This is a genomic window from Streptomyces sp. NPDC058701 (genome assembly GCF_042715295.1).
GTDB lineage: Bacteria > Actinomycetota > Actinomycetes > Streptomycetales > Streptomycetaceae > Streptomyces.
Genome location: NZ_JBHXSY010000016.1, coordinates 132817 through 158162, shown reverse-complemented (window position 1 = coordinate 158162; position 25346 = coordinate 132817). Strand labels below are relative to the sequence as shown.

Below are 25346 nucleotides of genomic sequence, written 5' to 3'. Positions count from 1 at the left end.
TGAATCAGGCCATCGAGGCAGCTGGTCTCGACGCGGCCGAGGAGAAGATCTTCGAGATCTACGACGCCGACCTGAAAGGGGAGGAGGGCACAGAGATGAGTGCCGCCGCAGCGATCACCAAGATGCCCTACGACTTCTCTCCTGCCCGGATGCGCTGCGTGGAACTCGCCGGACGACTCTTCGGCGAGGCCCTTGCCGACGCCCACTCCGCGGACAGTTGATCGCCCGTGCCTGGCACTGCCGTGGCCCGACAACCGGTCACGTCCATCCGCATGTGACCGGTCGGGTCAGACGTCGAGCCCGGGACGTAACCAAGAGTGACGTCACAACTGGCCGTACGTGGGGATTCCGAGCTGGCCGCTGACACCAGTCTGCGGGCGCAAAGCCAGCACCTCCCAATCGCCATGTCGACGCCGACCACCGCCCTGTGGTCGCGAACGCCGCACCACGATCGCCACCACGACCGACAGACCGGCGATCCAATGGAGATGACGTTGAAGGCATCGCCCGGCGGCGTCGGCGATGAGGAACGCGTCCTTCGCGTCCGTTTTGGCCTCACCCGGGTAGAGGTCGGCGATCCGCCGCATCGTCAGGCCCGGTAAGTAGGCGACTGGGAAGCCCATGTCCCTCGCGACTGCCAGGGGCAGGGCGCCGATCGAGGCCGGCTGGTCCACCACGACCAGCACCGTTCCGTGAGCTCGTTCTCCGGTACCGACTGCAGGGTTCCCGCCCTCCTCTTCGGCGAGGCGGATGATCCCGTGATGGGTCCGACCGTCGGCGATCCCGACGCCGACTGCGAGTACGACGAATACCTCCGCCGCGTCACACTCGTCACCTCGCCCTGACCCGGGGTCCAGGCCAACCCTTCGCTGACGTACGCCGTGTTGAGCGCAACCGCGGTCCTGAGGAAAGCGCTGAGGCATTCTCAGAACTCGGTTCTCGCAAAGATCTTGGGGAGCCGTCGCGGAGTTTCACCTTGATGTTCGATTGTGAGGGGGCGGTTCGCGTGAGACCGCGTACGCCTTGTCGCTAGGCGAGTGGCCTGCTCGACACCGACCCCGAGACTGACGGCCACGTCGACGGCGGGCGCCGGGCACGGTCGTCGTCTCCCTGCCCGACAACCCCAACCATCCCAATTGCGCCCTGATGCGCGCCAACCGCGTGGTGATCGAGGCCGCCGCCGCCCGCGGCCGCCGGCTGGGGATCATCGACGTACCGCAGACGGCCTTCAGCGAGGTCGCCGACGGCGAGATCGAGGTGTCGTACCTGAACTACTACGTCGCCAGCGGCGGCGTGGTCGTCCCGGTCGCCGGGCTGGCCCAGGACGAGGACGCCCTCGCCCTGATCGCCACCGCCTACCCCGGCCGCAAGGTCGTCGGGGTACGGGTGCTCGCCCTCGCCTTCGGCGGTGGAGGCGTGCACTGCATCACGCAGCAGATCCCTGCCGCGCGCACCGCGTCCCCCACGGCCACCGCCGGTTGACCGGGACGCCGGCCGTTCCCAGCGGACCCCCCGCGGTCCGCCCGCTTCTTGCTCCGCATCCCGCACGGCAGAGAGAGCGCGACGAAGAACACCTCCCCACCCCGTACGGGCAGACGCCCCCTCCGGACCGGCCGCCGCACCGCGGTCAACGCCGAATCCGACGGCGGGAGTTGGACACCGTCCGATCGCCAAGGAGACCCCTCATGAACGATCACGCAGCACACCCGCCCGCCGAGGGCATGGGCAGGCGCCGGTTTCTGGCGGCGGCGGGAACCACCCCCGCGCCGGGCACGTTCCGCGTTCCCATCGAGGACGTCCGCCACACCCGCACCTGGATGGCCTGGCCGGACAGCACCTCCATCTGGGGCGGCACGCTCAGGGGAGTCCAGGAGGACATCGCGCTCATCGCCCGCACCATCGCCACGTACGAGCCGGTCTCCATGTGCGCCAACTCCGGCAGCGCCGCCGAAGCGCGCTCCCTGTGCGGCTCGACCGTCACCGTCGTCGCCACCATCCCCGTCGACGACTGCTGGATGCGTGACTCCGGCCCGGTCTTCCGTACCGACGGCCTCGACGCGGTCGGCCTGAACTTCAACGGCTGGGGCCGGAAGCAGGCCCACGCCAAGGACGCCCTGGTCGCGGGCCGCATCGCCGCGTACGTGGGCGTCCCGTTCACCCGCGCCAGCCTGGTGGGGGAGGGCGGCGCGGTCGATCAGGACGGCGCGGGCACCCTGATGGCCACCCGCAGCAGCCTGATCAACCGCAACCGCAACCGCAACCCCAACACGTCGCAGGCGCAGATCGAGGCCGCGCTGCGCACCGCCTACGGCGCCTCCGAGGTCATCTGGTTCGACGGCGTGGTCGGCCAGGACATCACCGACGACCACGTCGACGCGACCTCCCGCTTCCTCGCCCCCGGCAAGGCCCTGGTCCAGATGCCGCCGGCCTCGGACACCGACGTCCACGCCGAGGACGCGCGCCAGCAGTTCCAGATCCTGTCCGGGGCGACGGCAGCGGGCGGCGCCCGGATGGCCGTCGAGAGGCTCCAGGGCCCCGACTACGACCGGATCCGCTCCGGCAACCCGGACTTCCTCGCCTCCTACGCCAACTACTACGTGTGCAACGGCGCCGTCATCAGCGGCCGGTTCGGCGACGCCGAGGCCGACGCCGCGGCGCGGGCCACGCTGACCCGCCTGTTCCCCGGACGCGTCGTCGAGCGGCTCGACATCGACCGCCTCGGCGCGGGTGGCGGCGGCATCCACTGCGTCACCCAGCAGCAGCCGGTGCCGTAGGCCGTACGGCGGCGGGCCGCGCTCAGGCCGGCCAGCGGACCCGCCCGTCCTCGACCCGGAGCGCGGCCGGGACCTCGTCCTCGTGGAACCTGAGGAATCCGATCCGGACGGCGCCGCCCGCGGTGTCCGATCCGTCAGCGCCGCCAGCTCGGTCCGCTCCGTCCGCGAGCCGGTGCGTCGCGTGGGCCCGTGCGGCCAGCCAGCCGAGCAGCTCCCCGACCTCCTCGAACTCGTCCGGGTGGACCTCCTGCCGACACGTCAGCGCCCACCCCCGGCGCGGCGGATCCGTGCGGGGTTCGAGTGCCGAGCCGAGCACCCCGCCCACCCGGGCCGCCGCGCCGTTCCCGGCCAGCAGGGGCCGGGGATCGTCCTCGACCACCGGGGCCCCCGAGTCGTCCACGACCACGACCGGGAACTCCGTGACGATGGACAGGCGCTCCGGCCGGGGCCCGATCCCCAGGTGCCAGCGCAGCTCGGCCAGCTCCGTCGCGGAGATCTCGTCGCGCAGGTCGACGGCGACCGTCAGTTCATGGATGTCACTCACCCGGCGAACCCTAACGAGGCGGGGACACCTCCAGGCCGTCCCTGTCGGAATCGTGCCGGGTCCGGCCGACACGATCCGAACGAACCTGCCCAGCCGACCCGGGAGTCCTTCGGCGACCTTGACTGACATTTCAGTCAGAATTTCCCCCCGGACCGTCCCTTGACGGGCGTCGTCTGCGGCGATACGGAGGGCCGATCAGAAGTACCGGTCTCGGGGACGACCGGCTTGCCGTCAGGACGGCCCGCTCCCGGTCCGGCCCGACCGGCGGTGTCGGTACCGGGCGCGCCACCGCGCGAGCAGCTCCCCGGGGGTGCGGGGCGACGGCGTGGGCTCGGCGGGCCACTCCTCCTGCGGGGTCAGCGCAACGGTCGGCATGAGATAGCGCATGCGTTCCCTCTCCAGCACGCAGAGGGGAATCCCGCCCGGGTCGTCGGGATGCTCCAGCCGGACGGTGAACGGCTGCGGAGGTTCGGTGGTGATCTCGCCCCGCACGAGGGTGACCGGGTCGCGGCCGGTGCGGACCGAGGAGACGACCTTCCCGTCGACGAGGACCTCGACGCGGTGGCGCGGCAGGTCGCACAGGACGGTGATCGAGTGCCCGTCCTGGTCCAGGTGAAAGCGCTGACGGGCCGCCACGCAAGCCTCCCGGTCCGGTCCTGCCCCCAGCGTACGACGCACGCCGGCCCGCCGCCGGTGCCGCACGGCCCGGGTCGCGGCCCCGGCGGCTTGACCCTGCGCGACCCGGGGTGTACTCGCAGCGCACGGGCCGACGCGTCCCGGGCGAACCCGGACGATCGAACATACGATGGGCGGAAACCGGCGCCGGCGGCCCGCCGCGCCCCGGTATCGGCCTCTCGGGGCGGGAGACGTATGGCACAGGTCGCCGACGCAGCTCGGACCGTCATCCTGACCGTGGACGACGACCCGGGCGTCTCCCGCGCCGTCGCCCGCGACCTGCGCCGCCGCTACGGCGCCGCGTACCGGATCGTGCGCGCCGAGTCGGGGGAGTCCGCCCTGGAGGCGCTGCGCGAGCTGAAGCTGCGCGGCGACCTGGTGGCCGTGATCCTCGCCGACTACCGGATGCCCCGGATGAACGGCATCGAGTTCCTCGAACAGGCCCTGAACGTGTATCCGGGCGCCCGGCGCGTGCTGCTGACCGCGTACGCCGACACCAACGCGGCGATCGACGCGATCAACGTCGTCGACCTCGACCACTACCTGCTCAAGCCCTGGGACCCGCCGGAGGAGAAGCTCTACCCGGTCGTGGACGACCTCCTGGCGGCCTGGCGCTCCAGCGACCACCGGCCGGTGCCCGCCACCAAGGTCGTCGGCCACCGCTGGTCGGCGCGTTCCTCGACCGTACGGGAGTTCCTCGCCCGCAATCAGGTGCCCTACCGGTGGTACTCCTCCGACGAGCCCGAGGGCCGGCGGCTGCTGGAGGCGGCCGGGGCCGACGGGCAGCGGCTGCCCCTGGTGATCACCCCGGAGGGCACCGTACTGGTCGAGCCGGAGGCGCCCGACCTGGCCGCCCACGTGGGGCTCGCCACGAACCCCGCCGCCGACTTCTACGACCTCGTCGTGATCGGCGGCGGCCCGGCCGGCCTCGGCGCGGCCGTGTACGGGGCCTCCGAGGGGCTGCGCACGGTCCTGGTCGAGCGGTCGGCGACGGGCGGGCAGGCAGGGCAGAGCTCCCGCATCGAGAACTACCTCGGGTTCCCGGACGGCGTATCGGGCGCGCAGCTCACCGAACGCGCCCGCCGTCAGGCCGGCCGGTTCGGCGCCGAGATCCTCACCGCGCGCGAGGTCACCGGGCTGGAGGCCAGCGGCGCGGCCCGCGTCGTCCGCTTCTCCGACGGCTCCGCGGTCGCCGCGCACAGCGTCATCCTGGCGACCGGCGTGTCCTACCGGCAGCTCCACGCGCCCGGCTGTGACGACCTGACCGGCTGCGGGGTCTACTACGGCTCCTCGCTCACCGAGGCGTCGTCCTGTCAGGGGCAGGACGTGTACATCGTGGGCGGCGCCAACTCCGCCGGACAGGCGGCGATGTACCTGGCCCGGGGCGCGAAGTCGGTGACGCTGCTGGTGCGCGGGGAGTCGCTGAGGGCATCGATGTCGTACTACCTGGTCCAGCAGATCGAGGAAGCACCGAACATCTCGGTCCGGACCCGGACCGTCATCGAGTCGGCGCACGGCGACGGGCACCTGGAACAGCTGACGCTGCGCGACGTCGACACGGGCTCGACCGAAATCGTCGACGCGCAATGGATGTTCGTCTTCATCGGAGCGGCCCCGCTGACCGACTGGCTCGACGGCACGGTACTGCGCGACGAGCGGGGTTTCATCCTGGCCGGGCCCGACCTCACGCCGGACGGGCGGCCGCCCGCCGAGTGGGAACTGGAACGGCCGCCCTACCACCTGGAGACCAACATTCCCGGCGTGTTCGTCGCGGGCGACGCGCGAGCGGAGTCGGCGAAGCGCGTCGCGTCCGCCGTCGGAGAGGGAGCCATGGCCGTCATGCTCGTCCACCGGTACCTGGAGCAGTCGTGAGCGGCCGGGTCATGCCCTGCGTCCCGCAGGAGATCGCCTCGCTGTTCCTGTTCGAGAAGCTGTCCCCGGAGCAGCTGGGGCGGCTGTGCGCCGAGGGGGCGGTGGAGCGGTTCGAAGCCGGCCCGGTGTACACCGAGGGCGACCCGGCGACCTGCTTCTACGTGATGATCGAGGGTACCGTCGTCCTGTCCCGCCGGGTCGGCGGCGACGACGTGGAGGTCGCCCGGACCTCGCAGCGCGGGGTGTACTCCGGGGCCATGCAGGCCTACCTGGGGGACCGGGTGCCGCAGACGTACAACAACTCGATGCGGGTGACCGAGCCGACGCGGTTCTTCGTGCTGCCCGCGCAGTCGTTCTCGAACGTCATGCGGGAGTGGTTCCCGATGGCCGCACACCTCCTGGAGGGGTTGTTCTTCGGGTCGAAGAGCACTCAGCAGGCCATCGGGCAGCGCGAACGGCTGCTGGCGCTCGGGTCATTGTCCGCCGGACTCACCCACGAGCTCAACAACCCTGCCGCGGCGGCCGTCCGAGCCACCGCCACGCTGCGGGAACGGGTGGGCAGGATGCGGCACAAGCTGGCCGTCATCGCCCAGGGCTCCTACTCGCGCGAGGCGCTCGCCGACCTCATCGAGATCCAGGACCGCACGGCCGAACGCGTGGCCAAAGCACCGGTGTTGAGCCCACTGGAGGCCTCGGACCGGGAGGACGAGCTCGCCGACTGGCTCGACGACCACGGCATCGCGGAGGGCTGGAGGGTCGCGCCGACCTTCGTGCAGGCCGGACTGGACACCGACTGGCTGGAGCACGTCGCCGCGACCGTGGCGCAGGACATGCTGCCGGGGGCGATCGGGTGGCTCAACTACACCGTCGAGACCGAGCTGTTGATGGACGAGATCGGCGACTCCACCACCCGCATCTCCCACCTCGTGGACGCCGCCAAGCAGTACTCCCAGCTCGACCGTGCCCCCCACCGGGTCGTCGACGTCCACGAACTCCTCGACAGCACCCTGCTGATGCTGTCCGGCAAGATCGGTCCCGGGGTCCGGGTGGTCAAGGAGTACGACCGCACCCTCCCGAAGGTGCCCGCCTACCCGGCGGAGCTGAACCAGGTGTGGACGAACCTCATCGACAACGCCGTGTTCGCTCTTCGCAGCACCGGCCTCGACGGCACGCTGACGGTCCGCACGGCCCGGCAGGGCGACCGGCTGCTGGTGGAGTTCCGGGACACCGGGCCCGGCGTCCCGGCGGACATCCGCAGCCGCATCTTCGACCCCTTCTTCACCACCAAGCCGGTCGGTGAGGGCACCGGACTCGGCCTGGACATCTCCTGGCGGATCATCGTCAACAAGCACCACGGCAGCCTCCAGGTCGAGTCCGCGCCGGGAGACACCCGGTTCCAGGTGCTTCTGCCGCTGACCGACCCGGAACCCGGGACCGGGGCCGGAACCGCTGCCGGAGCCGCCGCCGAGACGGAACCCGACCCGGAACCCGAGACGGAACCCGACCCGGAACCCGTGGCCGCGCCCGTGGCCCGGTCCGTAACCGCTGCTGAGGAGGAGCCCGCATGACCGTCACCGACGGAATCGACCCGAGCGCCCGGCCCACGGGAACCGGCTGCGCCGACTGCGACGCCGCGGGCGGCTGGTGGTTCCACCTGCGGCGCTGCGCCCAGTGCGGCCACATCGGCTGCTGCGACTCCTCGCCCGGCCGGCACGCCACCGCCCACTGGAAGTCCACCGGCCATCCGCTCGTGCAGAGCTTCGAACCGGGCGAGCCGTGGTTCTGGGACTACGGCACGAACGAGCTGTACGAGTCCGGCCCCGAACTGGCGCCGCCGGCGGAGCACCCCGCCGACCAGCCGGCGCCCGGACCCGCCGACCGGGTTCCGCAGGACTGGAGGAAGCTGCTGCAGTAGGTGCTCCCACCACGGGGCCGGACCCGACTGTGGTGGTCGCACCCATGGGAGCGGCGCGTGCGCGTCACGCATGCTTCCCGCCATGACAAGCGCACTCACCCTCCCGTCCGGGGGGACACCGGCCGCCGACCTGGCGGGCCGCACCGCCATGGTGACCGGCGGCGGCAGCGGGATCGGGCGGGCCTGCGCCGCGGCGCTCGCCGCCGCCGGGGCCCTCGTCCACGTGGTGGACGTCGACGCCCGGGCAGCCGCGGCCACCGCCGCGGAGGTCGGCGGCCGGGCGCACGCCGTCGACCTCGCCCGGGCCGATCTCCTGGAGGAACTCCCCGCCGAGGTCGACATCCTGGTCAACAACGCGGGGCTGCAACACGTGGCGCCGCTGGCGGAGTTCCCCCCGGACCTCTTCGAACTGATGCAGAACGTCATGGTCCGGGCGCCGTTCCTGCTGATGCGGCGGACCCTGCCGCACATGAGCGCGCGGGGCTGGGGCCGGATCGTCAACATCTCCAGCGTGCACGGCCTGCGGGCCAGCGCGTTCAAGGCCGGATACGTGACCGCGAAGCACGCCCTCGAAGGACTCAGCAAGGTCGCGGCCCTCGAAGGCGCGCCGCACGGGGTGACGAGCAACTGCATCAGCCCGGGCTACGTGCGCACCCCCCTCGTGGAGCGGCAGATCGCGGCGCAGGCCGCCGCGCACGGCATCGACGCCGCACGAGTGGTCGGCGAGGTCCTGCTCGGCCGCTCCGCGGTCAAACGACTCATCGAGCCGGAGGAGGTCGCCGCCGTCGCCGTATGGCTCTGCGGCCCGCACACCGGGTACGTCACCGGCGTCTCGCTCCCCGTGGACGGCGGCTGGACCGCCGCCTGAGGCCCCCGGGCGGCCCTGCCGTGCGCCCTGCCCTCCCCTCCCGGCAGCCGCCCGCCGTCCCCGTATGCCCCTGCCCTCCCCTCCCGGCAGGCGCCCGTCCGCCCCGCACACCCCTGCCCTCCCGACCGCTCCCAGCCGAAAGGTGGTCGCCCCGCCATGGCCCAGCCGACCCCGCCGTCCCAGCCGACCCGTTCCCCCGAGCCGACCCGGCCCTCCCGAGGCGGCATCGGCCGCGTCATCAGCGCCAGCCTGATCGGCACCACCATCGAGTGGTACGACTTCTTCCTCTACGGTTCCGCCGCCGCCCTCGTCTTCAACAAGCTCTTCTTCCCCAGCAGCGAGCCGCTGGTCGGCACCCTCCTCGCCTTCCTGACGTACGCCATCGGCTTCGCGGCCCGCCCCCTGGGCGGACTGGTCTTCGGTCACTACGGCGACAAGATCGGCCGGAAGAAGCTGCTCGTCCTCAGCCTGCTCCTCATGGGCGGGGCCACCTTCGCCATGGGCCTGCTGCCCACCCACGCGAGCATCGGCGTCGGCGCCCCGATCCTGCTGACCCTGCTGCGCCTGGTCCAGGGCTTCGCGCTCGGCGGCGAGTGGGGCGGCGCCGTCCTGCTGGTCTCCGAGCACGGGGACGACAAGAACCGCGGCTTCTGGGCGTCGTGGCCCCAGGCCGGCGCCCCCGGCGGCAACCTGCTGGCCACCGGCGTGCTCGCCCTGCTGGCCGGCGTCCAGTCCGAGGAGGCGTTCCTCGCCTGGGGCTGGCGCATCCCGTTCCTGCTCTCCGGCGTCCTGGTCGTGATCGGCCTGTGGATCCGGGTGTCGGTCTCCGAGTCCCCGGTCTTCCTGGAGGCCCGGGCGAAGGCCGCCGAGGAGGCGGCCGCCGCGGGCGTCAAGGAGCAGCTGCCGATCACCGACGTGTTCCGGTCGCACCGGCGGTCCGTCCTCACCGCGATCGGGACCCGCCTCGGGGAGAACATCTCGTACTACATCCTCACCGCGTTCCTGCTCGTCTACGTCACCACCCACCTCGGGCTGTCCAAGAGCCAGGGGCTGAACGCCGCCCTCATCGGCTCCGCCGTCCACTTCGTCACCATCCCCGCGTGGGGCGCGCTGTCCGACCGCATCGGCCGCCGCCCGGTCACCCTGATCGGATCGATCGGCATGACCGGCTGGGCGTTCGTGTTCTTCGCGATGCTCGACACCAAGTCCTTCCCGGCGATCGCCGCGGCCGTCACCATCGGGCTCGTCCTGCACGGCGCCATGTACGGCCCGCAGGCCGCCTTCATCTCCGAGATGTTCGACACCCGGGTCCGCTACTCGGGGGCCTCGATGGGGTCCCAGCTGGCCTCCATCATCGGTGGCGCGCTCGCCCCGATCGTCGCCGTCGCCCTGCTCGACGGCTACGGCTCGTCCCTGCCGATCTCGGTCTACCTCGCGGTCGCGACGCTCGTCACCACGCTGACCGTCCTGGTGGCCAGGGAGACCCGCGGGCGTAACCTGGCGCAGGACCACGAGCCGGCCGGCCCGGCGGTCCCCGGCAGCCGCCGGCCCGCGCACGATTCGATCCCCGCCGACAGGTGAGCTCCGGCCGCCCGCCGCGCCCCGCCGGCGGCGGGCTTCCCGAGCCACGGAGAGCGCCCATGCCCACCCCCGCGACGAACTCCGGTACCGGACCGGCCCGGACCGCCCTGCGGCAGCTGCTGGACCTGCTGGAGCAGGGCGCGCCGGCCGACCGGTTCGCGCGGGTGGCCGAGACGGCCCGGGACGCCGCGGCGGACGCGTCGGAGGCCGCCGACATCGCCGAAGCCGCCCAGGTGGCGCTGCGCATCCGGCGTACGCTCAGCCAGCACCGGCGCCGCGAGGTCGAGCTCGCCGCGCTCTTCGACACCGCCGGCGACCTGGCGGCGCTCAGGGACCTGGACGCCGTGCTGCGGGCGATCACGCACCGGGCCAAGCTGCTCCTCGGCACGGACGTCACCTACCTGTCCCTCAACGACGAGGAGGCGGGCGACACGTACATGCGGGTGACCGACGGATGCATCTCGGCGGCGTTCCAGCGGGTGCGGCTGGGCATGGGCGAGGGCCTGGGCGGGCTGGTCGCCGAGTCCGCCCGCCCGTACACCACCGGCGACTACGGCGAGGACCCGCGCTTCAAGCACACCGCGACGATCGACGCCGCCGTCACCGACGAGGGCCTGCGGGCCATCCTCGGCGTACCGCTGCGCCTGGGAACCCGGGTGATCGGCGTCCTGTACGCTGCGGACCGCACGGCCCGTACCTTCGCGCCGGACGAGGTCGCCCTGCTCTCCTCCCTGGCCGACCACGCCGCTATCGCCATCGACAGCGCCCGGCTGCTGGACGAGACCCGTACCGCGCTGGTCGACCTCAACGAGGCCTCGCGGACCATTGAGGCGCACAGCGAGGCCATGCGGCGGGCCGCGGACGCCCACGACCGGCTGACCGACCTCGTCCTGCGCGGAGGGGACATCGCGGAGGTCGCGACGGCCATCGGCGCCGTCCTGCAGGGCGGGACGCTCATCCACGACGCGGACGGGGCCGAACTCGCCCGGGCGGGAGCGGATCCCCAGGCCCCGCCGGCGCGGGCCGTCGCCGCCTCCCGGGCCGGGGGACGGGCCGTACCGGTGAACGGCACCTGGGTGTGCGCGGTCCTGGCGGGCCCCGAACTCCTCGGCAGCATCGCCCTGACCGGCCGCGCCGACCTCGGAGAGGCGGACCGCCGCCTCTTCGAACGCGCCAGCGTGGTCACCGCCCTGCTCCTGCTGCTGCGCCGCTCCGTCGCCGAAGCAGAGGACCGCGTACGCGGCGAACTCCTCGGGGACCTGCTCGCGCGGGCCGCGGACCCCACCAGCCTGGCCGCCCGGGCCCGCCGGCTGCGGGTGGACCTCGACCGGCCGCACGCGGTGTTCCTGCTCCACGCCGGGACGGTGCCCCGCAGGCGGCTGCTGGCCGCGGCCGCCCGTTCCGCGCAGAGCCGCAAGGGGCTCGCGGGACTGCACCACGACGACGTGGTGCTGGTCGCCCCGTCCGAGGCCCCCGGCGCGGACGCCCGCACGCTCGCCGACGAAGTGGGACAGGCCGTGGCCGCCCCGGTCACCGTCGGCGCCGCGGGGCCGGTCAGCGGCGCCGAGGGCTTCGCCGACGCGCACGCGGAGGCCCGGCGCTGCCTGGGGGCCCTGCGGGCCCTGGGCCACGCGGGCGCCGGGGCCGCCCTGGCCGAACTGGGCTTCCTCGGCGTCCTGCTCGGCGACCGCACTGACCTGGGAGGCTACGTGGAGCAGACCCTCGGCCCCGTGATCGCGTACGACGCGAAGCGCGGCACCGACCTCCTGCACACCCTCCAGGCGTACTTCTCCGCGGGCATGAGCCAGTCCAAGGCGAAGGAAGCCCTCCACGTGCACATCAACACCGTGGTGCAGCGACTGGAGCGCATCGGCCAACTCCTCGGCCACGACTGGCAGTCCCCGGAGCGGGTGCTGGAGATCCAGCTCGCCCTGCGCATAGCCAGGGTCTCGGCGGCGGGCATCGGCGGCATCCGCGAGGGCAGCGGAGCGCACCGCCGGCCACTCGGACGCGATGGCCTTGACGGGGTGGGTGGTTAGGGGCCATATTTCTTCCATGGACGCACGCGAATCCTTGCCGGAGGAGAGCCCGACGCTGGACCAGGCCCGGCGCCAGATCCGGCACTACGGCCTCGACGCCGACCCGCAGGCCGTTCTGGTCGCGGTACGGCTGATGGCCGCCGGAGCCCGGCTCGGCCAGGCGAGCGAGGTCCACTTCTCCCGCTTCGGCCTGTCCACCGGGCGCTACCGGCTCCTCGCGGACCTGGAGGACAGCGAGGGCGAGAAGTCGCCGTCGCTCCTGGCCGCCAGCCTCGGCGTCTCCCGCGCGACCGTCACCGGACTGATCGACTCCCTGGAGAGGGACGGGCTGGTCCTGCGCCGGCCGTCCGCGCAGGACGGGCGCGCCTCGGTGGTCGTCCTGACCGCCCGCGGCGCGCAGAAGCTGCGCGACCTGGCCCCCGACCACTTCCACCGCCTCCAGGCGATGGTGGCCGACCTCAGCGTCGAGGAGCGGACCGTCTTCCTCGACCTGCTCGCGCGCGTCACCCGGGGCATCGGGGCGCTGACCGAGCGATAGCCGGCGCCCGGCCCGCCCCGCTCCGTTCCGCCTCCCTGTGCGCAGCCCGTACGTGCTGCGCTGCCGTGTGGGTTCGCATGACCATGTAGTTAGGTCACTAATTATCGTGCCAAGGAGAATGCGTCGTGGATACACGAAGAAGCGTCCCGATCACCGAGCGGCCGTCGCCGCGCTTCGTCCTCTGGCGCGAGGTGCTGGTGGCGTACGCCGCCCCCGCCCTGTCCGCGGGCGTCGGGGGACTGGTCTCCGGGCGGGACGACCTGGCCGTCGCGGCCCTCACCTCCATCGCGGGGACCTCGGCACTCGTCGCCGCCCTCACCGGCGCCCGGCTCCGGCGTACGGGCGCCCGGCCCCGCCGGTCCGCCTCCGTCCCGAAGCCCGTCCTGGCGGCGGGGGCGGGCCTGATGGCGGCCGTCGGCGGGGCCGTCGTCGCCCACCTCGCCATCGAGGGCCCTGGCAGCCTGGCCGCTTCGGGCTCCGTTCGCCCTCCCCTTCACGTTCGCGTCCGGCTCGCCGTGGCCCGAACGCCTCCGGCTCGACCTTCCGCTGTCCGCCGCGCTCGCCGCCGCCATCACCACCTGGCGGTGGCGCGGAGCCACGCGCGGCGCGCGCTATCCCGGAGGCCGTCCCGCGGTCGCGCACTCCGCGGTCGCGCACTCCGCAGCCACACCGCTCCACCCGCCACCTCGCCGGTCCCGCGCGACCCGCGCACGGGACCACGACGGAAGGACACCGAATGATCGTCGTCATGGGCGCCACCGGCGCCACCGGAAGCGCGCTCCTGCACCGTCTCGCCGAACTCGACGTGCCCGTAAGGGCGTTGAGCCGCAGCCCCGGACGGCTCCGGAGCCGGTTCGACAGCGCCGTTCTCGCACGGACCGAGGTGCTGGCCGCCGACGCCGCCGACCCCGCGTCCCTGCGGGCCGTCTTCACCGGCGCGACCCGGCTGTTCCTCACCATGGCCAACGGCCCCGCCCAGGTCGCCCACGAGACCAACGTGATCGCCGCGGCCGCCGACAGCGGCATCGGGCACATCGTCAAGATCTCCGCGCCCGGCGCCGGCCCCGGCTCTCCCGTGGCCGTAGCCCGAGGGCACCACACAGTCGAGGAGGCCCTCCGGAATTCTCGGATCACCGCCACCGTCCTGCGCCCCTACGCGTTCCTGCAGAAGCTGCTCCTGTTCGCGCCCAGGGTGGCCGCGGGCGGCGTCTTCCACGGCACGATGGGGGACGCGGCCCGCAACTACATCGACTGCCGCGACATCGCCGACGTGGCGGCCGCCGCGCTGACCCGGCCCGAACTCGCAGGCCACACCTACACCCTCACGGGCGACCGGACGTACTCCCACCCCCAACTCGCCGCCCTGCTCGGCATCCTGCTGCGACGGGACGTGCGGTACATCGACCTGAGCGGCGCGGACCTGCACCGCCACCTCACCTCCACCGCCGGCATGCCCGACTGGCTCGCCGCCCACGTGGTGGAGATCCAGCGCATGGCCGCCACCCACCCGGAACAGCCCGACGGCACCGTGGCCCGCATACTCGGCCGGCCGCCGCGCACCCTCGAAGCCTTCCTCGGAGAGCACCTCGACGTCTTCCGGTGACGACCGCTTCGGTCTGAGCGGGGTCAGGGTGGGTTGGGCGGCGATGAGGAGGGCGGCGTGGCCGGCGATGTGGAGGGGCCACGCTGGTGGAGCGGCCGGTCGGTACACGTGGGACGTGTTCGGCGGTAGGGGACCGGGGCGGGGTGGTCGGTTCCGTCCCGGTCCCCACCGTGTGCCGTGTCGTCCCGCCCGCCCGCCCGGGTGGGCGTCGCACGGCGGTCGGGACGTGGCGGTACCGGTTTCTCCCCCTGGTTGGGGGGTGGTCGCGATTCCACGGTGTGGGGGGTGGGTGGGGACCGCGGGTTCCAAGAAGGGGGGATCGCCGGTGAGCAGACAGTAGGCAACGCGGAGATGAACCCGATACGGGGAAAACCCTTGTCCGACCCCCACCCGCCCCCGCCACCATCCAGGGGTCGTCCGGGCGCCCCGTCGTGAAGTGGTCTCCGCCGCACCCCACTTGACCGGTGACCTCGAAGTCCTCGCATTCGGGGGCGGTGGGTAGGGTGAGGCGTCCGGGCGCCCGTACGCGGGGGCAACGCCCGCCGCGACGACGGAGGGTGTTCTGTGGAGGGATCCTTGAACGGGTCACGTACCGGCGGCCTGCCCACGGCGGCAACCGTGTGTGTCGTCGGTGCGGGGCTGGCGGGGCTGGCGGCCGCGCATGCCCTGTCGGCCAGGGGGATCGACTTCGTCTGCCTCGAGAAGGCGCCGGACGTCGGCGGGATCTGGCGCCAGCCGGGAGCGGGTGAACGGGGGCCCGCCTACCGGTCGTTGCACCTGAACAGTGCCAAACAGCTCACCGGATACGCGGACTTCCCGATGCCCTCCGAGCTGCCGCTCTACCCCAGCCACCGCGATGTCGCCGCCTACCTGCGGTCCTTCGCCGAATGGGCCGGGCTGCTGCCCCGCATCGAGCTGCGCACCGAGGTGCTCTCCGTACGGCAGGACCGCGACGGGGCCTGGACGGTCATCAGCCGGGACGCGCGGGGGGCGGAGACGACGCGCCGCTTCGAGCGGGTGGTCATCGCCTCGGGCCACAACACCGAGGCGGCCCTGCCGAGTTCACTCCCGCCGGGCGCCGATTCCTTCACCGGGCGGATCCTCCACTCGATGGACTTCCACGACGGCGCCGACTTCGCCGGGCAGCGGGTCGTCGTCGTCGGGATGGGGGCGTCGGGAGTGGACATCGCCGCCGACCTGTCCCGGCACGCCGCGCGGACCCTCCTGTCCGTCCGGCGGGGGCTGCACATCGTGCCCAAGCAGCTCTTCGGCATGTCCGTGGACCTGATCGCGGACGCGCCGTGGTGGAACGAGATGTCCTTCCCCGAGCAGCGCCTCTTCGTCGAGCAGGCCCTGCGCGTGGCACGGGGCCGGCTGTCCGACTACGGCCTGCCCGAACCCGACCACCCCGTCTTCTCCTCGGCCGTGACCATCTCGGACGAGATCCTGAGCCGGATACGGCACGGAGGGGTGGTCCCGCGCCCCGCGATCGACTCGCTGGACGGCGGCCTCGTGCGCTTCACCGACGGAACCGCCGCCGAGGCGGACGCGATCGTCTACTGCACCGGCTTCCGGATGGCCTTCCCCTTCCTGCCCGCCGGGTGTCCGGCGGGCCCGCGACAGGGGGCGGTCGAGCTCTACCGTCGCGTGGTCGCACCCGACCGGACCGGCCTCTACTTCGTCGGCCTGATCCGCCCCGTGGGATCGATCACGCGCCTGGTGGAAGCACAGTCCCGGTGGGTTGCCCGGATCATCGACGGCGACGTGGCGCTCCCGCCGGCGGACGTCATGCACGAGGAGATCGGCGCGTACCTGAGCCGCATCGAGGAGCGGTACGGGCGGACCGCGGGAACTTCCATCCAGGTCGACGTCGGCCCGTACCTCCGGGAGCTCCGGGAGCTGCAGGACGCGTAGGGCGTCTCTTGGGATCGTGCCGGGTCCGCGCTGCCCGGCGAAGACGGCCTGGGGCGCCTGCTGCCGCGGCCCGGCCCCGGGAGCCTCAGCCGACGGCTCCGATCCGCACGGGCGGCGCGGGGACGGGGGGCTTCACCCGGTACGCCTCCGAGGAGATGTACGCGGTCACCCGCGCCGGCCGCCCCTTCTGGTGGGCGAGCCCCAGGTAGGCGATGAGCCCGACGCCGTCGTGCAGCCGCCGGGAGGTCACGGCGGCCAGCGAACGCACCAGCGGGGCGGCGTCCATGCCGTGCCGGCCGAGCACGGCCACCGCACGGTCGAGGACCTCGCCGTCGTGCGGGGCGTAGTCGCGGACCGGGACGTAGAGGGTGAAGCCGCTGGGCCGGCCGGTCCCCGTCTCGGTGAAGGCGTGGCAGGACTGGACGGGCCGGCGACCGAGGCGCGGGTCCGGCCCGTCCCCCGCCGCGGGGGTCTCGTCGTCGACGTCGTGCCCGGCCGCCATGCCGAAGAACCTCCGCACCTCGGCTGCGGAGTCGGCCGCAGCCGCGCACTCCGCCACAGGGTCGGACCCGGTCGTCCGGTCCGGACCGCCGGCCGCGCGGGACGGGTCGGGCACCCGGGACAGACCGGCGGCCTCCGGCGCCGACAGGTCGTGGTGCGCGAGGTAGACCTTCACGCGGGGTTCTTCCCAGTCGCCCAGGTCCAGGGCGAAGAACAGGTGGCGGTCGCCCTCGGGCAGCGACGCGAACGCCTGCCGGTGGCCGAGCCGGCGCAGGGCCTCCCGCACCGTTGCCGCGGCACGCTCCCGGCCGGACGCGGCGGGGTTCAGGTACACCTTGACCTTGGGGACGCCGCCGGGAAGCAGCTCCAGCGCGCACCACAGCGCCAGCGGCCCCTCGGGGTCCGGCGGGAAGAACAGGTCCTCCAGCTCGTCCAGCCGCGTGGTGTCGAACCCCCACCTGCGGGCCAGGTCGCGCACGACCCGCAGCCCGGTGCTCCCGTTCTGCTCCAGGCTGCCGGCGCCGTACCCCGGCTCGAGCAGCACCCGCAGGGTCGGCTCCGCGTCCGCCGTGAAGGAGAGTGAGAACTCCACCGGCGTGTGGTCGTCGGAGAGGAAGGAGCGTTCGGGGGGCGGCAGGTCGAGCGGCCGCTCGCCGACGGGGCCCAGCACCGAGAGCAGCGTCCGTGCGTAGCCCGCGGAGTCGGCCCCGTTCAACCCCGCCGCCTCGCACAGCCGCAGCACCTGTCTCGCCGTATGGCCGCCGAGCGTCTCCCCGGCGGAGGGTTTCGGGGCGACGGGCCGGGAGCCTGCCGTCACCGGCCCTCCCGGCCCCGTCCGCAGGGCCCGGGGAGATGCCCGCCTGGTGGGGCGGGCATCGGAGGGGCCGCGTTCGGGGGGGTGGTGCATGACCGTGGCGTCGTCGGACAGCTGGTCCACGACACCTCCTTCGCCTCATGAGCCGGATGGAACAACGCGGTGCTCACTACCCTTGAGGCGAAACGTTCATGCTGTGGTGGGGGAGTTAACGGGAGTTGCGTGGATCACTTTGTGATCCAGGTGAGGAACTGGCTCCACATTCCAGCCCGTTCACGCCTTCCGCCACCCGTGTCGGTACGCTCGGGCGCCTGCGCTCGGGCCGCGGGAGAGGCCCCCCGCGCCGCGGCGACCTGGGTGAAGCGGGCGGGCAGCGTGGTGAGTCCGCGGTTGAAGGGGCCGGGACGCCAGACGAGGCTGTCCTCCGGCACGGCGAGCTCGACGTCGGGGAGCCGGTTGAGCAGGTTCTCCACGGCGGTCACCGTGATCTGCCGGGCGGGCTCCTTCGACGGGCAGGCGTGCGGGCCCGCGCTCCACGCCAGGTGGGCGCGGTTGCTGCCGGCCTGGCGCGCGGCCGTCAGTGCCGGCCCGGTGTTGGCCGCCGCGAAACTGACCAGGACGAGGTCTCCCGCCCGCAGCTTCTGCCCGGCGAACTCCATGTCGGCCGCGGGATAGTGTGCCGCGAGGTTCTGCATCGGCGGGTTCTCCCACAGCGTGTCGTCGATCGCCTCGTCGATCAGACCGCCCTTGTGGGCGTACGCGTCGTGGGTGAGCAACCGGTGCAGGGTGTTGCCGATGAGGTTGCGCAGCGGTTCGTTGCCCGCCACCAGGAGCAGGGCGAGCTGGTGGACCATCTCCTCGTCGGTGAGCTTCGCCTCGTGCTGCATCAGCCACGAGGTCACGTCCTCGCCCGGCTTGGCGCGCTTGAGGGCCACCAGCTCCCCGACGGCCCCGAACAGCACCTCGAACGCCCGCTCCGCGTTGACTCCGTCGAACATGCCGGTGATGCCGAACAACACCCGGTCGCCGATGTCGGCGGGGCAGCCGAACAGCTCGTTGAACACGAACAGCGGCAGCTGCTTGGCGTAGTCGGCGAGGAGGTCGGCCGAACCGCGCGGACCGAACTGCGAGATCAGGTAGTTGGAGACCTGCGCGGTGCTCTGGCTGAGCTTGCGCGAGTCGACCCGGGCCATGCTGTCCGTGACCGCCTGCCGCAGCCGCAGGTGCTCGGGGCCGTCGCTGAACATGCAGTTGGGCCGGTACGCCAGTACCGGCACGGCCGGGTTGTCCGGGCTGATCCGGCCCTCGGCCAGGTCCCGCCAGCGGCGCGCGTCCTTGCGGAACGAGCTGGAGTCCTGCAGGAGTTGCAGTGCCGTCGAGTAGTCGGTCACGAGCGTGGCCTCCACCCCCGGGGCCAGCTCCACGGGCGCGGTCGGACCGTAGTGGCGCATGTAGGCGTAGTACGCCTGCGGATCGGCCGCGAACCCCGGTCCGTGCAGCGGCACCCGGCCGCCGCTGTTGTGGGCCGGGCACCCGGGCGGGGGCACGGGGGCGGTGTGTTGAGCGTCCATGTCTGTTCCTAGCGGGAGCGGTCCAGCAAATAGCGGACAAGGGTGATCAGCGCGTCGGCGGACGACTTCGGGTCGCGCGCGTCGCAGGTGACGACCGGGGTGTCGTCGAGCAGGTCCAGGGCCTCGCGCAGCGCCCGCTCCTCCCGGATCGGAGTGCCGTCGAAGCGGTTGACGGCGATCGCGTAGTCCAGGCCGTACTGCTCGATGAGGTCGATCACGGCGAACGAGTCCGCCAGCCGCTCCGGGTCCACCAGCACCAGCGCGCCGAGCGCGCCGCGCGCCATGTCCTCCCACATCTGAACGAACCGCAGCTGACCGGGCGTTCCGAAGAGGTAGAGGACCACGCGGTCGCTGATGGTGAGGCGGCCGAAGTCCATGGCCACGGTGGTGGTGGTCTTGCTCCGGATGCCCTTGAGGTCGTCGAACGACTCGCCGGCGCGCGTCATCGTCTCCTCGGTGGACAGCGGAGGGATCTCCGATATCGCCCCGATGAGGGTGGTCTTGCCGACGGCGAAGTGACCGACGACGAGGATCTTCACGGCGGTCTGTGTCGCCCCGCCGCGCACGTACGCCTGCTCAGCCAAACTTGGTGCGGAGCCCATTCAGTACCTCCTCGAGGATGCGTCGGTCCGTGAGCGGGGCGCGCTGCACGGGAGGACGGGTGATGAGGTAGCCGCCCTCCGTCAGGGCGGACAGCAGGATCTTCACCACGCCCATGGGAAGCCGGGTGTGCCCCGCGATCTCGGCGACCGAGAGGAAGCCGGCGGTGCACAGGTCCAGCAGGCCCTGCTCCTCCGGGGACAGCTGGGTGGGACGCTGGAGCCGGTCGCCCGCCGCGGTCACCAGGGTGATGAGGGAGAGCTTCTCCTCGTCCGGCAGCCCGCGTCCCTTGGTGATGACGTACGGACGCACTAATTCCGCGGTCTCGGGCTCCAGATCGTCGAAGCCGTTCACGAGCGGACGCCGAGGTTCTCGCGCGGCGGCGTCGTCAGGGCCTTGCCCAGTTGCCCCACGAGCTGCTGCATCCGGAACGTGATGTCCTGCATGTCGACGTCGGGCGAGGCCGAGACCCCGAGATATGCGCCCTCCCCGGCGGATATCAGGAAGACCCAGCCGCCGTCGAACTCGACGAGCGTCTGCCGCCACTGCAGCTGGCCGCTCTCGATGAAGAACCCGAGGGAGCGGCTGAGCGACTGCACGCCGCTCATCGCGGCGGCCACCGTGTCGGCGTTGTCCTTGTGGAAGTCCTTCGTCCGGGCCATCAGCAGACCATCGGCGGAGACCAGGACCGCGTGCAGCGCCCCGGGTATCTCCAGGGCGCTGTCCAGCATCCATGACAGATCGTTGTTCACGAGACCTCATGTCCTTCGCTGCTCGCATCACGTGTGCTGCTCGACGGGTTCGCCGAGTCCGGGCGGGTGGCCCGTCCGATCTCCGTACCCCGTTGGAAGGCGCCCATGATCGCCGCTGCCTCCGCCTCGGAGCGGTTCGCCGACGGTGTGCCCGACGCGCTGCCGGGCACGATCGCCATCGGCCGCTTGCGGCTGCGCCGGGGCAGGCCGTCGACGGTCGAGGACGTCGTCATCGCGGACTGGGGGCCGGCCGGCTCCGCGGCGGAGGCGGGGACCGCCGGCGCGGGGGCCTTCTTCACGGGCATGGCGGTGAGCAGTTCGTGCGGCAGCAGGAGGACGGCACGGACCCCTCCGTAGGGTGAGTTGGAGTCCACGGACACCTCGAAGCCGAAGCGCTCGCAGAGCACGCCGATCACCGCGAAGCCGAACTGCGGGGGACTGCCCAGTCCGGAGACGCCCGATACCCGCTCGCTCGACAGGAGCTTTTCGGCCTTGGCCCGCTCCTCGTCGTTCATGCTGACACCGGCGTCGTCGACGATGATGCAGATGCCCTTGGGCACGGTGCGGATGTTGATTTCGACCACGGTGTCCGGGCTGGAATAGCTGGTGGCGTTGTCGAGCAGCTCGGCCAGGGCCAGTGCCACGGGTTCCACGGCCCGGTTCGTGATTCCGAAGTCGACCTGCGAGAGGATCTCCACGCGTCGGAAGTGGCGGATCCGGCCCTGCGCGCTGCGGACGACGTCGTAGACCGAGGCGACCTCGCGCTGCCGTCCGAGCCAGCCGTCGCACAGGACGGCGATGGACTGGGCGCGCCGCCCGAACTGCGAGTTCGTGTGGTCGATCTCCAGGAGGTCCTGGAGGATCACGGACTCGCCGTACTTGGTCTGCAGACCGGAGATGACCGACTGCTGTTCCGCGGCGAGACCCTGGAGCGTCCGCATCGCGGACTTGAGGACCGATTTCGTCGCGTCCTGCGCCTGCTCCTTCTCGGACTCGACGGATTTCGAGAAGCTGTTCTCCAGCTGGGTGTAGTGGGCTTTCATCTCTTCGATCTCGCGCCTAAAAGCCCGCGCTGCCCTGCGCTGGCGAACAATGACGGAGACCGCACCGATGACGGCGACGAGAAGCGCCCAGATTACTGGGTTCTGTATGTAAGACGTCATAAGACTCTCTTCAGGCGACTGACGGCCAGTTGCTGCATTCCGTCAATGCGGGTGGACCGGCGGACCATCCGTACCGGGGGCACCGTCCGGATGGTCGCCGTGGTCGGAGATGTCGTCGAAAGTCCATCCGCCGCTCCGCAAGTACGATGATCGTATCACCGGGCCTGTTGAGGTGATTGACCGTCAATGAGGGCCTTACTGGTGGGTATTGGCCCGTTCTCCAGTGGCTTCACCGACCTCAGGTGGCGTACGGAGAGCCCGCGCGATCCGACGGGCGCACGCCTCGGCCGGGTGTCCGCAAAGGGGGGTCCGCGGCTTTCGCGGTCCGGCCGCGGCAGCCTGGACGCCTGCGCTTCGCCGTCCGTTCGGGCGCTCTTGTCCGGGCTGTGGGACGACCCGGGTATCGAAGTGCCGCACCCCCGGGCGCGCCGCGCGACGCAATGGGTGCGGGCACATTCACCGGATGGCTGGGAATTGCTCTCGCTCGCAGAGGGAGACGGATACCCGGACCCGTCCCCGTCCGTCGCGGGGTACGGCCGGACCGGCGTTGTCGCTGCGCCGTCCGGAGGCTCCTGGCGCCGGAAGGTTTCACCCGGCCCGATGGCGGCTAGGCGCTCCCCATGGTGCGTATCGGGTACACGATGATGACCGAGCAGGCCGGCCCGCGGGAGCTGGTCTCCCACGTGGTGGGCGCGGAGCGGGCGGGGTTCGACTTCTCCGTGATCTCCGACCACTCCTTCCCCTGGCTGGATGCGCAGGGGCACGCGCCGTACGCCTGGAGCGTGCTCGGCGCGGCCGCCCAGGCCACGTCCCGGATCCCGCTCATGACGTACGTGACCTGCCCCACCTTCCGCTACCACCCCGCGGTCGTCGCGCAGAAGGCCGCCACGGTGCAGATCCTCTCCGAGGGCAGGTTCCGGCTGGGACTCGGCTCGGGGGAGCGGCTGAACGAGCACATCGTCGGCTCGGGATGGCCCGCGGCCCACGTACGCCTGGAAATGCTGGAGGAGGCCACCGACATCATCCGGCGGATGTTCACCGGGGAGTACGTGAGTCATCACGGAGCGCACTTCGACGTCGAGAACGCCAAGCTGTGGGACCTCCCCGACGAGGCTCCCCCGATCGGGATCGCCGTGTCCGGGCCCCGTTCCTGCGAGGTCGCGGGCCGGTACGGCGACCTCGTGATCGCCACGGAGCCGAAGCCGGAGCTGCTGCGGCTGTTCGACGCGCACGGCGGCGCGGGCAAACCGCGCGTCGGCCAGCTCCCCGTCTGCTACGACCCCGACCGCGACGCCGCGGTGGCCCGCGCCCACGACCAGTTCCGCTGGGCGCTCGGCGGCTGGAAGGTCAACGCCGAGCTCCCGGGCACGGCCGGATTCGACCAGGCCGCGCAGCACACCCGTCCGCAGGACGTCGCCGAGGCCATCCCGTGCGGCGACGACGTGGACGCGTTCGTCGACGCCGTGCGCCCCTACGCGGAGGCGGGCTTCACCGAGGTCGCCCTGGTCCAGATCGGCGGCGACCACCAGGAGCCGTTCCTCGAATGGGCCGAGGCCAAGCTGCTCCCCGCCCTCCGGAACCTGTGAGGTGGCCGCAGCCATGAACCGCGCCGCACTCTTCGACGTCGACGGAACCCTCACGGACACCAACCACCTCCACGTCACCTCCTGGTGGGAAGCCCTGCGCCAGGCGGGACACCGGGTGCCCATGCACGCCGTCCACCGGGCGATCGGCCTCCCCGGCATGGACCTCCTCGACCACCTCCTGGGCGGCGAGGACCGCGACCGTTCCGGGGACGACCGCATCAGCGCCGCCCACGACACCCTCTACGCCACCTACTTCGACCGGCTCGCCGCCTTCGGCTCCGCCGCCGACGTGCTGCGCGAACTGGCGGAGACCGGGTGGAAGGTTCTGCTCGTCACCTCCGCCAAGGACCGGGAGCTGGACGCCCTGCGCCGGGCCATCGGAGCGGACGACGCGCTCACCGGCACCGCGACCTCCGACGACGTCGAGCAGGGCAAACCCGCACCCGACCCGGTGCTGCAGGCCCTCGAACGGGCGGGCGTACCCGCCGGGCGCGCGGTGTTCGTCGGCGACTCCGTCTGGGACATGCAGGCCGCCGCCCGGGCCGGTGTGAGTGCCGTCGGCCTGCTGTGCGGCGGGATCCCCCGGGCCGACCTGGTGGAAGCGGGGGCGGTCGCCGTCTACCGCGACCCGGCCGACCTGCTGGCCGGTCTCGGCGACAGCCCCTTCTCGCGGGTGCCGGCGGCCTGATCCTTCGGGACGGGCGGGCCGTCCGGCCGAGGGTGATCATGACGTATCCGGGTAGCCGCAGAACGTGATCACGCTTGGTGTCGAAGAAGAGTACCTGCTGGTGGAGCCGGTCGGCGGGCTGCCCGCGCCCCTGGTGGAGGACGTCCGCCGCACGGCGGGCCTCGGCCCCCTCGCGGACCGCGCCGAGGTGCAGGACGAACTGCTGCAGGCACAGGTCGAGGTGGCCACCCCCATCTGCTCCACCCTGGAGGAGGTGGGGGGCCACCTGCTGCGCCTGCGCCACGCGGTGGCCTCGGCCGCCGAGGCGAACGGCTGCCGGATCGCCGCCACGGGCGCCGCGCCGCTGCGGGGGACGGGCCCCGTACCGGTGACGCGTACACCGCGCTACCTGCGGATGGAGGGGGAGGCCCGGCAGCTCGTCGACGAGCACCTGATCAGCGGCATGCACGTGCACGTGGCGGTGCCCGACCCGGAGACGGGCGTGGCCGTCCTGAACCGGATCCGGGGATGGCTCCCGACCCTGCTCGCGATGTCGGCGAACTCGCCCGTGTGGGAGGGCCGGGACACCGGCTTCGCGAGCTGGCGGACCATCGTCTTCGGCCGCTGGCCCGTCAGCGGGCCGCCGCCGCACTTCGACGGGCACGCCGACTACGAGCGGCGGCTGGACGCGCTGGTCGCGTCCGGGGTGATCGCCGACCGGGGTCAGGTGTACTGGCAGGCCCGGCTCTCCGACCGCTATCCCACCGTCGAGGTGCGCTGTCCGGACGTTCAACTCGGGGCCGACGACGCGGTCATGCTCGCCGGCATCGTCCGCGCGCTGGTCGCCACGGCGATCGCCGAGGAGAAGGCGGGCGCCCCGCTGGAGGGGTGCCCGGCGGAGCTGCTGCAGGCCGGGAACTGGCACGCGGCCAGGCACGGCCTGAACGGCACTCTGCTCGATCCGCTCGGCCGCCCGCACAGCAGCGGCGACGTGCTGTGCTCGCTCCTGCTTCACATCACGCCCGCCCTGGAGGACGCCGGCGACCTCCGGCAGGTGAGCGCCCTCGTCCACCGGCTCCTGCGCGAGGGCACGCCCGCGGACCGCCAGCGCCGCGCCCTGACCGGGGACGGGCTGCCCGGGCTCGTCCGCCTGATCACCGACGCGACCGCGTCCGACTGGGCCGAGGGGTGAGGTGAGGGGCCGCGTAGGGGATTCGTAAATCCGGGAGGTGTGCGCGGGGGAGCGGGGAACACGCGGGTGCGGAGGTTGATCATGACGGGCCACCGCCGTTCGGCTTTCGGGCCGGCGCGTCGGCCCGGCGCCCGATCCGCGTGAAGGGGATGCCGGGTACGGGGCAAGCGGAGTGCG

Annotated in this window: 24 protein-coding genes and 2 pseudogenes; 17 read left to right on the top strand and 9 right to left on the bottom strand. The window is 72.4% G+C overall.

From position 1 onward, the window contains the following. Positions 1–221: pseudogene (locus ACFWW8_RS19610) on the top strand (MerR family transcriptional regulator); the annotation flags it as partial. A gap of 288 nt (positions 222–509) precedes the next feature. Here the strand turns inward: ACFWW8_RS19610 and ACFWW8_RS19605 are convergent. Beyond that, positions 510–695 (bottom strand): annotated as a pseudogene (locus ACFWW8_RS19605) (transposase); the annotation flags it as partial. Here ACFWW8_RS19605 and ACFWW8_RS19600 point away from each other — a divergent pair. From ACFWW8_RS19600 to ACFWW8_RS19590, 3 genes are all read left to right on the top strand, one after another. Next, positions 693–845, top strand: a complete 153-nt coding sequence (locus tag ACFWW8_RS19600; RefSeq protein WP_386530231.1) for a hypothetical protein — start codon at positions 693–695, stop codon at positions 843–845. The pseudogene ACFWW8_RS19605 and the gene ACFWW8_RS19600 overlap by 3 nt on opposite strands. 301 nt (positions 846–1146) lie before the next feature. Then, the gene (locus ACFWW8_RS19595; RefSeq protein WP_386530224.1) at positions 1147–1482 is read left to right on the top strand and encodes an agmatine deiminase family protein; all 336 of its coding nucleotides are present in this window, start codon (positions 1147–1149) and stop codon (positions 1480–1482) included. A 203-nt stretch (positions 1483–1685) separates the two neighbouring features. Next, positions 1686–2774, top strand: coding sequence for an agmatine/peptidylarginine deiminase (locus ACFWW8_RS19590; RefSeq protein ID WP_386530223.1), 1089 nt, complete (start codon positions 1686–1688; stop codon positions 2772–2774). 22 nt (positions 2775–2796) lie between these two features. Here the strand turns inward: ACFWW8_RS19590 and ACFWW8_RS19585 are convergent, their stop codons facing one another. Both ACFWW8_RS19585 and ACFWW8_RS19580 read right to left on the bottom strand, forming a co-directional pair. Continuing rightward, positions 2797–3318 carry a hypothetical protein gene (locus ACFWW8_RS19585; protein WP_386530222.1) on the bottom strand — a complete coding sequence of 174 codons (522 nt, stop codon included), beginning with the start codon at positions 3316–3318 and terminating at the stop codon, positions 2797–2799. A gap of 231 nt (positions 3319–3549) precedes the next feature. Continuing rightward, on the bottom strand, positions 3550–3954 hold the full coding sequence (locus tag ACFWW8_RS19580) for a hypothetical protein (protein ID WP_386530221.1): 405 nt from the start codon (positions 3952–3954) through the stop codon (positions 3550–3552). A gap of 234 nt (positions 3955–4188) precedes the next feature. Between ACFWW8_RS19580 and ACFWW8_RS19575 the strand changes: the two genes are divergently transcribed. The 10 genes from ACFWW8_RS19575 (at position 4189) to ACFWW8_RS19530 (ending at position 16323) form a co-directional block, all read left to right on the top strand. Further along, complete coding sequence (locus ACFWW8_RS19575) at positions 4189–5865, top strand: FAD-dependent oxidoreductase (RefSeq protein WP_386530220.1); 1677 nt, start codon at positions 4189–4191, stop codon at positions 5863–5865. 11 nt (positions 5866–5876) lie between these two features. Continuing rightward, positions 5877–7433, top strand: coding sequence for an ATP-binding protein (locus ACFWW8_RS19570; RefSeq protein ID WP_386530230.1), 1557 nt, complete (start codon positions 5877–5879; stop codon positions 7431–7433). Then, positions 7430–7780: a UBP-type zinc finger domain-containing protein gene (locus tag ACFWW8_RS19565; protein WP_386530219.1), complete on the top strand. Its 351-nt coding sequence runs from the start codon at positions 7430–7432 to the stop codon at positions 7778–7780. The genes ACFWW8_RS19570 and ACFWW8_RS19565 overlap by 4 nt, the downstream gene beginning before the upstream one ends. Before the next feature lie 82 nt (positions 7781–7862). Next, positions 7863–8648: a 3-hydroxybutyrate dehydrogenase gene (locus ACFWW8_RS19560; protein WP_386530218.1), complete on the top strand. Its 786-nt coding sequence runs from the start codon at positions 7863–7865 to the stop codon at positions 8646–8648. A gap of 156 nt (positions 8649–8804) precedes the next feature. Continuing rightward, complete coding sequence (locus ACFWW8_RS19555; RefSeq protein WP_386530217.1) at positions 8805–10229, top strand: MFS transporter; 1425 nt, start codon at positions 8805–8807, stop codon at positions 10227–10229. 59 nt (positions 10230–10288) lie between these two features. Continuing rightward, positions 10289–12268, top strand: a complete 1980-nt coding sequence (locus tag ACFWW8_RS19550) for a helix-turn-helix domain-containing protein (protein WP_386530216.1) — start codon at positions 10289–10291, stop codon at positions 12266–12268. Between the two features lie 16 nt (positions 12269–12284). Next, entirely contained in the window at positions 12285–12806 is a 522-nt protein-coding gene (locus ACFWW8_RS19545) for a MarR family winged helix-turn-helix transcriptional regulator (protein ID WP_386530215.1), read from the top strand. A 125-nt stretch (positions 12807–12931) separates the two neighbouring features. Further along, positions 12932–13546, top strand: a complete 615-nt coding sequence (locus ACFWW8_RS19540; protein WP_386530214.1) for a hypothetical protein — start codon at positions 12932–12934, stop codon at positions 13544–13546. Continuing rightward, positions 13543–14409, top strand: coding sequence for an NAD(P)H-binding protein (locus ACFWW8_RS19535; protein WP_386530213.1), 867 nt, complete (start codon positions 13543–13545; stop codon positions 14407–14409). Before ACFWW8_RS19540 ends, ACFWW8_RS19535 begins: the two co-directional genes overlap by 4 nt. Before the next feature lie 576 nt (positions 14410–14985). Continuing rightward, positions 14986–16323 (top strand): flavin-containing monooxygenase, encoded by a 1338-nt coding sequence (locus ACFWW8_RS19530; protein ID WP_386530212.1) that lies wholly within the window; start codon positions 14986–14988, stop codon positions 16321–16323. An 85-nt stretch (positions 16324–16408) separates the two neighbouring features. Here the strand turns inward: ACFWW8_RS19530 and ACFWW8_RS19525 are convergent, their stop codons facing one another. The 6 genes from ACFWW8_RS19525 to ACFWW8_RS19500 all read right to left on the bottom strand — a co-directional run bounded on the left by ACFWW8_RS19525 (position 16409) and on the right by ACFWW8_RS19500 (position 21724). Next, positions 16409–17761, bottom strand: coding sequence for a tryptophan dimethylallyltransferase family protein (locus tag ACFWW8_RS19525; RefSeq protein WP_386530211.1), 1353 nt, complete (start codon positions 17759–17761; stop codon positions 16409–16411). 104 nt (positions 17762–17865) lie between these two features. Next, positions 17866–19209 carry a cytochrome P450 gene (locus tag ACFWW8_RS19520; protein ID WP_386530210.1) on the bottom strand — a complete coding sequence of 448 codons (1344 nt, stop codon included), beginning with the start codon at positions 19207–19209 and terminating at the stop codon, positions 17866–17868. A gap of 8 nt (positions 19210–19217) precedes the next feature. Then, positions 19218–19811 (bottom strand): ATP/GTP-binding protein, encoded by a 594-nt coding sequence (locus ACFWW8_RS19515; protein WP_386530209.1) that lies wholly within the window; start codon positions 19809–19811, stop codon positions 19218–19220. Then, a complete protein-coding gene (locus tag ACFWW8_RS19510; RefSeq protein WP_386530208.1) occupies positions 19786–20163 on the bottom strand; it encodes a DUF742 domain-containing protein in 378 nt (125 codons plus the stop codon). Before ACFWW8_RS19510 ends, ACFWW8_RS19515 begins: the two co-directional genes overlap by 26 nt. Next, entirely contained in the window at positions 20160–20561 is a 402-nt protein-coding gene (locus tag ACFWW8_RS19505; RefSeq protein ID WP_383932434.1) for a roadblock/LC7 domain-containing protein, read from the bottom strand. Before ACFWW8_RS19505 ends, ACFWW8_RS19510 begins: the two co-directional genes overlap by 4 nt. Beyond that, a complete protein-coding gene (locus ACFWW8_RS19500; RefSeq protein ID WP_386530207.1) occupies positions 20558–21724 on the bottom strand; it encodes an ATP-binding protein in 1167 nt (388 codons plus the stop codon). Before ACFWW8_RS19500 ends, ACFWW8_RS19505 begins: the two co-directional genes overlap by 4 nt. A gap of 620 nt (positions 21725–22344) precedes the next feature. On the opposite strand from ACFWW8_RS19500, the gene ACFWW8_RS19495 reads away from it, so the two are divergent. The 3 genes from ACFWW8_RS19495 (at position 22345) to ACFWW8_RS19485 (ending at position 25169) form a co-directional block, all read left to right on the top strand. Next, complete coding sequence (locus tag ACFWW8_RS19495) at positions 22345–23310, top strand: LLM class F420-dependent oxidoreductase (RefSeq protein ID WP_386530206.1); 966 nt, start codon at positions 22345–22347, stop codon at positions 23308–23310. Positions 23311–23323: 13 nt separating this feature from the next. Beyond that, the gene (locus ACFWW8_RS19490) at positions 23324–23998 is read left to right on the top strand and encodes an HAD family hydrolase (RefSeq protein ID WP_386530205.1); all 675 of its coding nucleotides are present in this window, start codon (positions 23324–23326) and stop codon (positions 23996–23998) included. 64 nt (positions 23999–24062) lie between these two features. Next, positions 24063–25169: a glutamate--cysteine ligase gene (locus tag ACFWW8_RS19485; RefSeq protein ID WP_386530204.1), complete on the top strand. Its 1107-nt coding sequence runs from the start codon at positions 24063–24065 to the stop codon at positions 25167–25169. Positions 25170–25346 lie beyond the last annotated feature (177 nt).